A 12003-nucleotide genomic window follows, 5' to 3' on the forward strand; every position below is an offset into this window, starting at 1 on the left:
GTCCAAGTCGCGCGATCCGACCTTACTTGGCGCCCGAGATCACCGCCTGGGCGTCGGTCAGGCTGTACTCGACGTTGGTGACGCCGCCCTTCTCGGTCTGGGCCAGCCGCTCGTCCAGGGTGTCCTGCTCCACCGACAGGAAGGGCACGATCAGGTCCTTGGGAACCTCCTTCCCGTCGAGGATCTGCTGGGCGACCCAGAAGGCAAGGGTGCCGACGCCGGGCGCGATGGAGACGGACATGGTCTCGTAGCCGGTCGCCTCCTTCTGGTCCTTCCACCACAGCAGCTCGTCGTGCCGGTTGCCCATGATGATGGTCGGCACCTCGCGGCCCGCCCCCTTGAAGGCCTGGGCGGCCCCGTAGCCATCGCCGCCCTGGGTCACCACGGCCTTGATCTCCGGCAGGGTCGGCAGGACGCCCGCCACCGCCTTCTGGGCGACTTCCTGGGCCCAGTCGCCATGCACCGAGGAAACGATGCTGAATTGCGGGTGTTTCTTCACGCCGTCCTCGATGCCCTTGTGGATCTCGTCGTCCACGAAGACGCCGGCCAGGCCGCGGATCTCCAGCAGGTTCCCGCCCTCCGGGAAGCGCTCGGCCAGGTAGTCGACCTGGATCTCCCCCATCTTCCGGAAATCGACGGCGACCCGCCACGCGCAGGGTTCGGTCACGATGCCGTCGAACGAGACGACCGTCACGCCGGCGTCGCAGGCCTCCTTGACCGCGCCGTTCAGCGCGGTGGGCGAGGCGGCGTTGACGACGATCGCGTCGTACCCCTGGAGGATGAGGTTCTGGATCTGCGCCGCCTGCTCCGTCGCCTGGTTCTCCGCCGTGGTGAAGGCGGCGGCATCGGCGACGACTCCGTCGGCGACCGCCTTGGACGTCACGGTCGCCCAACTCTTCAACATGGCCTGCCGCCAGGAGTTACCTGCGTAATTATTCGATAGCGCGATCTTCTTCGATGACGTATCGGCGAAAGCCGGTCCGGCCAGGCAGGTGGCGGACAGGCAGGATGCCGCGACTACCGCGGCGAGTGCGACCCTGGTCTTCATCAACGTTCCCTCCGAAGCTGTTCTTCTTGCCGACAGCTTAATGCCGGCCTGTTCGCCTGGCCCGCGACATGTTCTTGACTTAATTAATTCGCGTGTCAAACTAACGCTAAGCTGAAATCCCGCCGGCGTCAAGCCGCCCCCGGGGCTGCCCGGTCGTCTTACGCCGGATGGTTTCCCATGGGGAACCCCAAGGGAAATGACGCCCATCCCATCACGGGCGCCATCAACAACGGCATGTCGATCATCGGAGTTGGCATCGACCGGCGGCCGGTCGTCAAAGGCCTCGTTCTGCCTGCCGCTGTGTTCCTCGACGTATATTACAAGAACAAGGCATCAAAACATTCCGACATGCTGTATGTCACCTAGGCCGAGACAGGGGCGGCGACGGCTGCTAGCATGGCAGTCCCGCCGAACAGTCAATTCTCAATCAAATCGGGAGGATAGAACATGCCAGTTGATGTGAAATACACCGCAGAGGCGACGGCCACCGGCGGCCGGGATGGCCGGGCCGCGACGACGGACGGCACGTTTGAAGTCAAGCTCGCGACGCCCAAGGAACTTGGCGGCGCGGGCGGCGAGGGGAACAATCCCGAGCAGCTGTTCGCCGCCGGTTATGCCGCCTGCTTCATCGGCGCCATGAAGGTGGTCGCCGGCCAGGAGAAGGTGAAGATGCCGGCCGACACCTCGGTCACCGCGTCGGTCGGGATCGGCCCGCGGTCGGAAGGCGGTTTCGGGCTCGCCGTGGCCCTGCGGGTGTCCCTGCCGGGCCTCGACCATGCCCAGGCCGAGGGGATCGTCGAGAAGGCGCATCAGGTGTGCCCCTACTCGAACGCGACCCGCGGCAACATCGACGTGAAGACCACCGTCGTCTGACGGGACGGGGCCGGGCGCATCGGTGCGCCCGGCCCGCATCGGACCACCATGCAATGAAACGAACGCGCAAGTATTCACAAAAATTTCAAAAGCGTTATCTTTAAATATGTCCTGTAATTGGTGTCTTAACGCTCCATTGGGATTTCGGCTTGATGCTATAGCTGAAATTCAAAGGAGTGTTTTACATGGCAAAAGTTGTTCTTGCTGTCACCCGCGCTGACAACGAGGTAAGCGCTTTTCTGAACGGCCTGATGGTTTACGACCGCAGGACCGACGGCGATCCGACCCTCGACGACGTGGTCGCGCTTGACGACTACCTCATCCAGGGCCTGAACACCCTGGTGGTGCTCGGCATCAACTGGGGCGGCCCGGCGAACTTCCAGGGCTCCCTGACGATCGGATCCGTCACGCAGCCGTTCAGCTACCAGGCCGAGTCCACCGCGGATGGTATCGCCATGGTCCAGACCTACGTCATCCCGGCGTAAGCGGGGAGATCAACCTGAATTTCAAGGAAAGGGTGGAGCCGGGCGGCACGAGGGCTCCCGGCTCGCGGGGTCGATACTTCCGAAGAAGCGGTCGCCCCATGCGCGCAGGTATATCCAGACCCCGTGGCCGGTGCGAGCGAACTCCGCCGTCCTCCGGCCGCGGCCGACCTGCCGCGACTGAAACGGGTTTACCGGTGAAATCCCTCAGGACTCCTCCGGTTCCGGACGGCGCTTGATGCCGTACAGCTCCAGCCGGTGGCCGATCAGGCGGTAGTTGAGGTCGTGGGCGATCTTCTTCTTCAGCTCCTCGATCTCATCGTTCATGAACTCGATCACCTCGCCGGTCTGGATGTCGATCAGGTGATGGTGATGGCGCTCGCACGCCTCCTCGAACCGGGCGCGGCCGTCGCCGAAATCGAGCCGCTCGATGATGCTGGCTTCCTCCAGGAGACGAAGGGACCGGTAGACGGTGGCGATGCTGATGTTCGGGTCGATCTGCATCGCCCGGATATGGACCTGCTCCACGTCCGGATGGTCGGTCGCTTCCGACAGCACGCGGGCGACCACCCGGCGCTGGTCGGTCATCTTCAATCCTTTTTCGATGCAGAGCTGCTCGATATGGGACGTCATCGTTTCGTCTCTCCGGAATTCAGGGATGGGCATCCGACCGCAGCGCCCGGACCAGCGAGCTGGCTCCGCTGCTGCGCAGGAGAAGGAAGGGCTTGTCCAGCCGCTGGCACAGGCGCTTGACCCGCAGGCAGGCGGCATGGCTGACGCAGTCCAGCGGGCAGAACACCATGTCCGCCTGGGTCACCAGGTTTTCCAGGATCCTGGGCGCCTGCTCCAGGCCGCCGTCGTGGTGCAGCAGGCGGCCCTGCCGCCGCTCGACCGCGGAACGGATGTGGGGAACCAGGGCCTGCCGGCCGCCCACATAGAGAACGCATTGGCCGGCGACGTCGATCGTGGCCGGCGTCTCGGCGGGCCGGGCGGCGGCGGGGGGCTGCTGCGCCATCTCCCCCTCATCCATAAGCTCCAGCCGGGCAATGCGGGCCTCGGCCGCGCGGCGGCGCTCCCGCTCGGCCGAAAGGCGCTGCTCGGCCCGGGCCAGGCGCGACTTCAAGGCGGCCGTCCCGCGCGGATCCGAAGGGACCGGCTGCGCCGGAGCGTTGCAGCGCGCCCGGAGCAGTTCCGCTTCCAGGTCGCGGATCTGCTTCTCCTTCGTGCGCTCCAGCTCCAGCTTCGCGGCCTGGGCGGCGTCCCGCTGCCGCGTCAGCTCGACGATCTGCTTCTCGGCCGCCGCGACGCGCTGGATGGCGTTGCGGTTGTAGCTGCCCAGGACGTGGGAGAGCATGTGGACCTGCCCGTAGGCGGTCGTCACCAGCTCCTGCGGCACCGCGCGCAGGCTCATGACCGCCCAGTAGGCGCCGGCTACCCGGCCGCTGTCGAACGCCTTGTTCCACAAGGCCTCGACCTGGGCGGCATCGCCGGCGGCGGAGAACCGGCGGATATCCACGGCATGCTTGTCGTCCAGCATCTTGTGGAGGAGACGCCCGAGCTTGCCGTTCGATCCGGCCTCCCGGACATAGTAGCTGTGGATGCAGTAATCCGTCGCATCGTCGGCAACCCGCATTCCGCCCTTACGGGTCAGCTTGCGCAGATCATCCATCGACAGGCACGTTCCGATGATCGAACAGTGCAGGTGCTGGGCGATTTCCCAGAGCTTGCGCCGCCCCTTGGCCGCGTCAGGCAGTTCCACCGGTCCAGCTTCGCACTGCTCGCACATGTTTCCTCGCATCGATCGATCCCGGAAGCCCGATCATGATACAGATCCACGGTGTGGATGCAAATCATTCTCATTATCTAGCGAGAGGTTGGGTCACGCCTTGTTCCAGGTGATCTCCGCCGGCTCCTTCCACATGAAGCGTTCCAGGTGGCTCTTCACCACGTCTTCGACGATGGCCCTCTGGTCCTCGCTTTCGGCCTCGACCCTCAGGGTCAGGAACTCGGGACCGGCTTCCAGCAGGCAGGTGCCGGCCTCGAACTGGATCCGGCCGCTGCCATTCTCCGATGACGCCGGGATCTTGTGGGCGAAGTGCTTGCAGAGCTGGGTCATGAACCGCTCCGCCTTGTCGGTCGCGACGTGAGAGACCGATGTGAACATGGGATAGCCTTCTCCGATTCCGGATTGCCAGGAATTGCCGATCGTCACTTTGATAATGCGACTGACTCGCGATAGCAATCCATTCCGCAGATGCGTTCGCGTGGTCGCGGAAGGTGCAGCCCGTTCGCGCATGTGAAAATCTGTGAAATTCGGCTTTACAGTTTGACGATTTGTGATACTTGGTGGGTCAGCAAGCATTCAGGCACAAAACATAACATCCGGAGGATCGTCGTGGCGGCAGCCAACGCGTACCATGTCTGCGTAGTCGGGCTCGGTTCCATGGGGATGGGAGCGGCGAAGTCGTGCATCCGCGCCGGTCTCCGGACCTACGGAATCGACCTCGACGAAGCCGCCCGGGCGGATCTCAAGAGCGCGGGTGCCGTCGAGGTCGCCGCCGACGGCTCGGCCTTCGCCGACCGGCTCGACGCCGTGCTCCTGCTGGTCGTCAACGCCGCGCAATGCCGGGCGGTCCTGTTCGGGGACGACGGGCTCGCCGGGAGGCTTCGGCCCGGGACCGGCGTGATGGTCTCCGCGACGATCTCCGCCGAAGACGCCCGGTCGATCGGGGCGGGGCTCGCCGAGCACGGCCTTCTGATGCTGGACGCGCCCGTTTCCGGAGGTGCCGCCAAGGCGGCGGCCGGCGAGATGACGGTGATGGCTTCCGGCAGCGCCGAAGCCTTCGCCAAGCTGCGCCCCCTGCTGGACGCCGTCGCCGGCAAGGTCTACGAGATCGGGCCGGAGATCGGGCAGGGTGCCACCGTCAAGATCATCCACCAGCTCCTGGCCGGCGTCCACATCGCCGCCGGGGCCGAGGCGATGGCGCTGGCGGCCCGCGCCGGCATCCCGCTCGACCTGATGTACGACGTGGTGACCAACGCGGCCGGCAATTCCTGGATGTTCCAGAACCGGATGAAGCACGTGGTCGACGGCGACTACACGCCGACCTCGTCGGTGGACATCTTCGTCAAGGACCTGGGGCTCGTGACCGAGACCGGGCGCGCGCTCAAGTTCCCGCTGCCGCTGGCCTCCACGGCCTTGACCATGTTCGCCAACGCGAGCAACGCCGGCTACGGCAAGCTGGACGACAGCGCCGTGATCAAGACCTTCGCCGGGATCACCCTGCCGGAAAAGGAGACCAAGTGATGCGTCTCGGGATCATCGCCGACGATTTCACCGGAGCGACCGACATCGCGGGCTTCCTGGTCGCCAACGGGCTCAGCACCATCCAGCTCAACGGCGTGCCGGACAAGGACCTCCAGGTCCAGGCCGACGCCGTCGTGATCAGCCTCAAGTCGCGCTCCAACCCGCCGGACGAGGCGGTCGCCATGAGCCTCCAGGCGCTGGACTGGCTGCGCGAGCGCAACTGCGAGCAGTTCTTCTTCAAGTACTGCTCGACCTTCGACAGCACCGCGCGCGGCAATATCGGCCCCGTGACCGACGCCCTCCTGGATGCCCTGGGCGAGGAGCTGACGGTCATCTGCCCGGCGCTGCCGGTCAACGGGCGGACGATCTACAACGGCTACCTGTTCGTCAACGGCGTGCCGCTGGCCGAATCCGGCATGCGCCACCATCCCGTGACGCCCATGACCGACAGCAACCTGATGCGCCTGATGGAGGCGCAGTCCAGGGGCAAGTGCGGCAACGTCCGGAGCGACGACGTTGCCCAGGGTCCCGAGGCGGTCAAGTCGGCCCTGGAAGCCTTGAAGGCGCAGGGCATGCGCTACGCCGTCCTCGACGTGCTGAACTCCCGGGACGTGGCGACCGTCGGCCAGGCGGTCGCCGGCATGAAGCTGGTGACCGGCGGCTCGGGTCTGGCCGACGGCATGGCGAAGGCCTGGACCGACCGGCTCAGCGATCCGGAGCAGGCGGCGGCGGCCGGCAAGCCGTCCGGCGCGCGCCCGGTCGTGCTGTCCGGCTCCTGCTCCCAGATGACCAACGCCCAGGTGGCGGCCTACAAGGAGGAGGCTCCGGCCTGTCCGGTCGATGTCGTCCGCTGCCTGACAGACGACGACTATGCCGACGAGCTGTTCGCCTGGACCCGGGACCAGCAGGGCGGCGACCTGGCGCCGCTGGTCTTCGCCACGACCGATCCGGACACGCTCGGCCGCATCCAGCGGCAGTACGGCGCCGAGCAGGCCAGCGCCGCGGTGGAGCGGACCTTCGGCCGGCTCGCCAAGCTGCTGGCCGAGGACGGCACCGATACCTTCATCGTCGCCGGGGGCGAGACCTCGGGCGTGGTGGTGCAGTCGCTGGGCGTGACCGGATTCCACATCGGCCCGCAGATCGCGCCGGGCGTTCCCTGGGTGCGGGCGGTGGACCGGCCGATCTCGCTGGCGCTCAAGTCAGGCAATTTCGGCGGGCCGCGCTTCTTCTTCGATGCGCAGGAACGGCAGGGCTGAGGCATGCGCGCCATGGCCAAGGCTCAGATGATCCCGGCCGAGCGCCAGCACTTCATCACGTCCAGCCTTGCCGGACGAGGGGTCATCAGCATCGCGGAACTGACCGCGCTGCTGGGCGTCTCCCACATGACCGTCCGTCGCGACATCCAGCAATTGGAGCGCGACGGGCACGTCATGACCGTGCCGGGCGGCGTGCGGCTTCCGGAGCGGATCTCGGTGGAGCCGTCGCATGTGGTCAAGTCGCGCCTCCAGCATGAGCAGAAGGCCGCCATCGGCCGCGCCGCGGCGGCCCTGGTGCCGGAAGGCGCCGTCGTCTACCTGGATGCGGGGACTACCACGCTGGAGATCGCCCGGCGGCTGCCGGAGCGCTCGGACATCACCGTCGTCACCAACGATTTCGTCGTCGCGGGCTATCTGGCCCGCCACTCCGCCTGCCGGCTCTACCATACCGGCGGCGAGGTGGAGCGCGAGAACCAGTCCTGCGTCGGCGACACCGCGGCCCAGGCGGTCCGGCGCTACAATTTCGACGTCGCGTTCCTGTCCACCTCGTCATGGGGCATGCGCGGGGTCTCGACGCCGGCGGAGAACAAGGTTCCGGTCAAGCAGGCGATCGTGCAGAGCGCGGTCAAGGCCGTGCTGGTCACCGATTCCAGCAAGTACGGCAAGGTCGGGACCTTCAACGCCGTGCCGCTGGACGCCCTCAGCGCCGTCGTGACGGACGCCGGGCTGGCGCCCAACGTGCGCGACGCCATCGCGAGGATGGGCATAACCGTCCATATCGCGGACCAGTTCGCGGAGTCCGAAACCGTTTGACCCCCGGCCTCCTGAAGACCAATACGACCCAAGAGAACAGAGCACCCATGAAACTCGTCGTCACCGGCGGGGCCGGCTTCCTCGGCGCCCGCCTGATCGGCACGCTGCTGTCGCAAGGCGCCGCACCCGGCTTCCCGGAATTCTCCTCGATCGTCTCGGCCGATCTCGCGCCCTGTCCGGTCACCGACCCGCGCGTCCGGTCGGTCATCGGCAACATCGCCGACAAGGACTTCGTCGAGAGCATCGTCACCCCGGACGTCGTCGCCGTCTACCATCTCGCCGCCGTGGTCAGCGGGCAGGCGGAGGCCGATTTCGATCTCGGCATGGCGGTCAACCTGGACGGCACCCGCACGCTGCTGGAAGCCTGCCGGCGGCTGCCCAAGCCGCCGCGCTTCGTCTTCGCCAGCTCCCTGGCGGTCTTCGGCGGCAAGCTGCCCGACTTGGTTCCCGACGACATCGCGGTGATGCCGCAGTCGTCCTACGGGGCGCAGAAGGCGATCGGCGAGCTGCTGGTCAACGACTTCTCCCGGAAAGGCTTCGTGGACGGCCGGGTCTGCCGCCTGCCAACCATCGTGGTGCGCCCGGGCAAGCCGAACGCCGCCGCGTCGTCCTTCGCCAGCGGCATCATCCGCGAGCCGCTGGCCGGGGTCGAAAGCGTCTGCCCGGTGCCGGCCGGCACGCGCCTGTGGATCTCCTCGCCGGCGACCGTGATCGCGAACCTGATCCATGCCGGCTCGGTCGAAGGCGCGCGGTTCGAGGGTCATCGCACCGTCAACCTGCCCGGCCTGAGCGTCACCGTCGCCGAAATGCTGGAGAGCCTGGAACGGGTCGGCGGCAAGGAAGCGCGTGCCCGCGTCGGCTTCCGGGAGGACGACCGGGTGAAGAACATCGTCCTGAGCTGGCCCGGCGATTTCGACGTCTCCCGCGGCCTGTCGCTGGGGTTCCGTCAGGACGGCGACTTCGACTCCGTGGTTCGCAGCCACATGGGCGATCACGGCCTCTAAGCCTCGACCGGCCGACACCCAAGCAATCAAGAATTTCAAGGAAGCACTCCAATGAACGGCGCGGTCTCCGCGGTCGGTCCCACGGCCATCTTCGGCCTGGCGTTCGCCATCTTCATCCTGATCGTGCTGGTCCTGCGCACGAAGATCCATCCCGTCCTGGCCTTGGTCGTCGCCGCCTCCATCTCCGGCCTGTCGGCCGGCATGGCGCCGGAAGCGGTCGTCAAGTCGATCACGACGGGCTTCGGCGCCACGCTCTCGACCATCGGCCTCGTCATCGGCTTCGGCGTCATGATGGGCCGGATCCTCGAAATCTCCGGCGCCGCCGAGCGCATGGCGCTCAGCTTCGTCCGCACGCTCGGCGAGAAGCGGGAAGAGTGGGCGATGACGGCCACCGGCTACATCGTCTCGATCCCGATCTTCTGCGACAGCGCCTTCGTGATCCTCAGCCCGCTGGTCCGGGCGCTGTCCCAGAACACCGGCAAGTCGCTGCTGACCCTCGGCATCTCGCTGGCGGGCGGCCTGATGCTGACCCACCACGCGGTCCCGCCGACGCCGGGACCCCTGGGCGTCGCCGGCATCTACGGGATCGACATCGGCCTGATGATCTTCTGGGGCGTCGTCCTGACCCTGCCCAGCACCGTCGTGCTGATCTGGTACGCCCGCTTGATGGGGCCGCGGATCGAGGCGATGATCCAACGCGACACCGGCGAGGACCTGAGCGCCGCCTACCGCCAGTTCAAGGACGCCGAGCAGGCCCGGTCGCCCGAGCTGCCGCCGCTGTGGCTCTCCGTCCTGCCGATCGTCGTCCCGATCGTGCTGATCTTCGTCAATACGCTGGTCGCGGGCATCGTCAAGGCGAGCGGCGACGCCGCCCTGGCGGCCTCCCTGCCGGTCCAGATCGCCGCCTTCGTCGGCAACCCGGTCATCGCCGTCGGACTGGGCGTCGTCGTGGCGGTCTACGGCCTGGCATCGCGCCGTCCGCGCAACGAAGTCATCATGGAGATGGAGAAGGGCGTCGAGAGCGCCGGCATCATCCTGCTGGTCACCGGCGCCGGCGGCGCGCTGGGCGCGGTCCTGCGCGACAGCGGCACCGGCCAGTACATGGGCGAGCTGGTGGCGACGCTGCCGCTGCCGGCCGTGCTGATCCCCTTCGTGATCTCCTCCCTCGTGCGGCTGATCCAAGGCAGCGGCACGGTCGCCATGATTACCGGCGCCTCGATCTCGGCCCCGATCCTGATGCAGATCCCCGACGTCAACATGGTGTTCGCGGCCCAGGCGGCGGCGATCGGCTCGATGGCGTTCGGCTATTTCAACGACAGCTACTTCTGGGTGATCAACCGGATGCTGGGCGTCAAGAACGCGAAGCACCAGATGCTCGTCTGGTCGGTTCCGACCACGCTATGCTGGGCCACCGCCATGGTGACCCTGCTGGTCGCCAACGCCGTGATGGGCTGAGCCTGATCGGCCGAACAAGGAAGGGGAGGGGAGAAGCCGGATGACGAGGGAAAACGAAGCCCGCGAGATCCTGTGCCGGATGGGCGACCTGCTGTACCGGCGCGGGCTGGTCCACGGATCCTCGGGCAATCTCAGCGTCCGGCTGGACGACGGCTGGCTGGTGACGCCCACCAACAGCTCGCTGGGCCTGCTGGACCCGGCGCGGCTGTCCCGGCTGGACGCCTCCGGCCGGCATGTCGGCGGCGACCCGCCGTCCAAGGAAGCCTTCCTGCACACCTGCGTCTACGACGTGCGGCCGGACGCGGGCGCCATCGTCCACACCCACTCGACCCATTCGGTCGCGGTGTCGTGCCTGGACCACAAGCCCGGCGCGCCTGTCCTGCCGCCGCTGACCGCCTACTACGTGATGCGCGTCGGCGACCTCGCCCTGGTGCCCTATTACCGCCCGGGCGACGAGCGGCTGGCCCTCGCCGTCAGGGAGATGGCGGTCAAGCACGCGGCGGTCCTGCTGGCGAACCACGGCCCCGTGATCGCCGGAAAGACCCTGAACGACGCGCTCTACGCGCTGGAGGAGCTGGAGGAGACCGCCAAGCTCCACTTCCTGCTCCACGGGCACCCGATCCGGCCGCTGACGCCGGAACAGGTCGCGGAACTGGGGGTGGTCTTCAAGAGCTGAGGCGGCGGCGGGCATGGCACGCACGGGTTTTCGCCCGCCCCCTCACCCCGACCTTCTCCCCCGAGAGGGGGGCGAGGGAGCCTTGTCCGCGACGATCGCTTTCAACATGCCGGCTCCGGCCTGTCCCGGACAAACTCTGAACGGCCCTGATACGGTTCCCATACAGCACCCCCCTCGGGGGAGAGGGTAGGGGTGAGGAGGTCAAGCGCCCCCTTAACTGAAGCCACGCGGAGGGGCGGCGTCCCGCCGCCCACGGTGCGCGGGACGCCGCCCCTCCACTCATCTTGCATCCGACGGCAATTAGCGGTAATGTTCACTAATTGTTCCCATCCGGCCAAGGCGCCCCAGCCATGCTCGACCACCAGCCCCCGACACAAGCCGCCTCCGCCCCGCCCGTGATCGTGCTGCCGCCCTGCCAGGAAGCCTTCTGCCAGGCCATGGCCTGCAACGTCGGCGGGGCGGAGGCGGCGCGGCGGGCGGGGTACTCGCCCAAGGGCGCGAAGCAGCGCGGGGCCGTCCTGATGACCCAGCCGGAAATCCAGGTCCGCGTGGCCCAGCTCCGCGCCGACCGGCGGGCCGGCCACCAAGCCGACCTGGAGGAGGCGGCAACCCTGGTCAGGACGATCATGGAGGAGGCGCTGGAGCGCAAGAGCCTCGGGCTGAGCCTGCGCGCGATCGAGCTGTGGCTGAAGCTGCGCGGCGTGGTCCAGGACAAGCGCATCCCGCACCATTTCCTCGGCGACAGGCCGCACCCGGACGCCGACCTGGAGGGCCTCGACTGCGACCCGGACGACGAAGCCGTCCAGGCCGTAGCCTTCCCGCCGCCGGCCCCCGCGATCGCCTCCACGGCGGGAGCTCCCACGCGGATCCGACCCGCGGCCGCTCCCGCACCGGCTCCCGCACCGGCCGGCAAGCCGGGCGCCAAGCGGAATAGTGACCTTTCCGGCCTTCCGGTAGTGACCTCGGCCGCCTCCGCGGCGCTTTTCGGCTCCACCGCGCTGTCCGCGCCGGCATCGCCTTTCCGGCTGCCGACCGCCGCGGGACGGTGAAGCCCGGCTGCCGACGCTGGAACAGGTCGCGGAACCGGCC

General features: G+C 67.5%; 14 protein-coding genes. 10 read left to right on the forward strand and 4 right to left on the reverse strand.

Features of this window, described 5'->3' with window-relative positions; all coding sequences use genetic code 11:
* Nucleotides 1-22: 22 nt before the first annotated feature.
* Nucleotides 23-1048 carry an ABC transporter substrate-binding protein gene (locus tag IGS68_RS11415; protein ID WP_201080023.1) on the reverse strand — a complete coding sequence of 342 codons (1026 nt, stop codon included), beginning with the start codon at nt 1046-1048 and terminating at the stop codon, nt 23-25.
* Between the two features lie 177 nt (nt 1049-1225).
* Between IGS68_RS11415 and IGS68_RS11420 the strand changes: the two genes are divergently transcribed.
* The 3 genes from IGS68_RS11420 to IGS68_RS11430 all read left to right on the forward strand — a co-directional run bounded on the left by IGS68_RS11420 (nt 1226) and on the right by IGS68_RS11430 (nt 2406).
* A complete protein-coding gene (locus IGS68_RS11420; protein WP_201081743.1) occupies nt 1226-1414 on the forward strand; it encodes a hypothetical protein in 189 nt (62 codons plus the stop codon).
* 81 nt (nt 1415-1495) lie between these two features.
* A complete protein-coding gene (locus IGS68_RS11425) occupies nt 1496-1921 on the forward strand; it encodes an organic hydroperoxide resistance protein (protein ID WP_201080025.1) in 426 nt (141 codons plus the stop codon).
* Nucleotides 1922-2106: 185 nt separating this feature from the next.
* Nucleotides 2107-2406, forward strand: a complete 300-nt coding sequence (locus IGS68_RS11430) for a hypothetical protein (protein WP_201080027.1) — start codon at nt 2107-2109, stop codon at nt 2404-2406.
* Between the two features lie 204 nt (nt 2407-2610).
* Here IGS68_RS11430 and IGS68_RS11435 read toward each other — a convergent pair whose 3' ends face one another.
* From IGS68_RS11435 to IGS68_RS11445, 3 genes are all read right to left on the reverse strand, one after another.
* Nucleotides 2611-3036 (reverse strand): Fur family transcriptional regulator, encoded by a 426-nt coding sequence (locus IGS68_RS11435; protein WP_201080029.1) that lies wholly within the window; start codon nt 3034-3036, stop codon nt 2611-2613.
* 19 nt (nt 3037-3055) lie between these two features.
* Complete coding sequence (locus IGS68_RS35535) at nt 3056-4162, reverse strand: DUF2325 domain-containing protein (protein ID WP_247881282.1); 1107 nt, start codon at nt 4160-4162, stop codon at nt 3056-3058.
* A 120-nt stretch (nt 4163-4282) separates the two neighbouring features.
* On the reverse strand, nt 4283-4567 hold the full coding sequence (locus IGS68_RS11445; protein WP_201080031.1) for a DUF2218 domain-containing protein: 285 nt from the start codon (nt 4565-4567) through the stop codon (nt 4283-4285).
* A gap of 231 nt (nt 4568-4798) precedes the next feature.
* Between IGS68_RS11445 and ltnD the strand changes: the two genes are divergently transcribed.
* The 7 genes from ltnD to IGS68_RS11480 all read left to right on the forward strand — a co-directional run bounded on the left by ltnD (nt 4799) and on the right by IGS68_RS11480 (nt 11963).
* Nucleotides 4799-5710: an L-threonate dehydrogenase gene (ltnD, locus tag IGS68_RS11450; RefSeq protein WP_201080033.1), complete on the forward strand. Its 912-nt coding sequence runs from the start codon at nt 4799-4801 to the stop codon at nt 5708-5710.
* Nucleotides 5710-6966 (forward strand): 3-oxo-tetronate kinase, encoded by a 1257-nt coding sequence (gene otnK, locus IGS68_RS11455; RefSeq protein WP_305800088.1) that lies wholly within the window; start codon nt 5710-5712, stop codon nt 6964-6966. Before ltnD ends, otnK begins: the two co-directional genes overlap by 1 nt.
* Nucleotides 6967-6978: 12 nt before the next feature.
* Nucleotides 6979-7779, forward strand: coding sequence for a DeoR/GlpR family DNA-binding transcription regulator (locus tag IGS68_RS11460; protein WP_247881283.1), 801 nt, complete (start codon nt 6979-6981; stop codon nt 7777-7779).
* Between the two features lie 47 nt (nt 7780-7826).
* Nucleotides 7827-8783 carry a D-erythronate dehydrogenase gene (gene denD, locus IGS68_RS11465; protein WP_201080037.1) on the forward strand — a complete coding sequence of 319 codons (957 nt, stop codon included), beginning with the start codon at nt 7827-7829 and terminating at the stop codon, nt 8781-8783.
* A gap of 51 nt (nt 8784-8834) precedes the next feature.
* Entirely contained in the window at nt 8835-10238 is a 1404-nt protein-coding gene (locus IGS68_RS11470; RefSeq protein ID WP_201080039.1) for a GntP family permease, read from the forward strand.
* A 40-nt stretch (nt 10239-10278) separates the two neighbouring features.
* A complete protein-coding gene (gene otnC / locus IGS68_RS11475) occupies nt 10279-10914 on the forward strand; it encodes a 3-oxo-tetronate 4-phosphate decarboxylase (RefSeq protein ID WP_201080041.1) in 636 nt (211 codons plus the stop codon).
* A gap of 350 nt (nt 10915-11264) precedes the next feature.
* The gene (locus tag IGS68_RS11480; protein WP_201080043.1) at nt 11265-11963 is read left to right on the forward strand and encodes a terminase small subunit; all 699 of its coding nucleotides are present in this window, start codon (nt 11265-11267) and stop codon (nt 11961-11963) included.
* Nucleotides 11964-12003: the final 40 nt, after the last annotated feature.

This window comes from Skermanella sp. TT6 (genome assembly GCF_016653635.2).
Classification (GTDB): Bacteria; Pseudomonadota; Alphaproteobacteria; order Azospirillales; family Azospirillaceae; genus Skermanella; species Skermanella cutis.